A 589-nucleotide genomic window follows, 5' to 3' on the forward strand; every position below is an offset into this window, starting at 1 on the left:
GGCGAACTCGGCGTCGCGCTCGTCGAACACCGCGGAGCGGCGGGCGAAGAACCGGTCCTGGGCGGCCCGGAACCGCTGCCACAGCGCGTCGTCGGCGTCCTTCGGCGCGCGGCCTGCGGCCTTCCACTCCAGCATCAGGTCCTTGAACCGGCCCGCGGTCGGGCCCCAGTCGTCGGACTCCGACAGGGCCTCGGCCTCCTCGACCAGCTCCTGCTTGCGGGCCTTGGCCGTGGAGCGCTGCCGGTCCAGGTCGGCGAAGTGCGAGCCGCGGCGGCGGCTGAAGGTGTCGCGGGCCTTGGCGAAACGGCGCCAGAGCTGCTCGTCGGTCTTGCGGTCGACGCCCTTGATCGTCTTCCACTCGTCCAGGATCGCGCGCAGCCGGTCGCCTGCGGCCTTCCACTGCGTGGACTCCTCGGCGATCTGCTCGGCCTCGGCCACCAGCTCCTGCTTGCGGGCCACGGCCTGGCCTCGGGCGGCGTCCCGCGCGGCCTTGGCGTGCTCGACGGCCACGCCCGCGCGCGCGATCAGGTAGTCGATGCGCGCCGCGAGCCCGACGAGGTCGCCGACGACGTGCGCCTCGGCGAGGCTG

General features: G+C 74.2%; 1 protein-coding gene. It reads right to left on the reverse strand.

Going from position 1 to position 589, the window contains the following annotated elements:
• Positions 1-589 (reverse strand): DUF349 domain-containing protein (locus IEY98_RS32290; protein ID WP_189214506.1); only part of this gene is annotated, 589 nt, incomplete at both ends.

The sequence above is a fragment of the Actinokineospora fastidiosa genome (assembly GCF_014648415.1).
GTDB lineage: Bacteria > Actinomycetota > Actinomycetes > Mycobacteriales > Pseudonocardiaceae > Actinokineospora > Actinokineospora fastidiosa.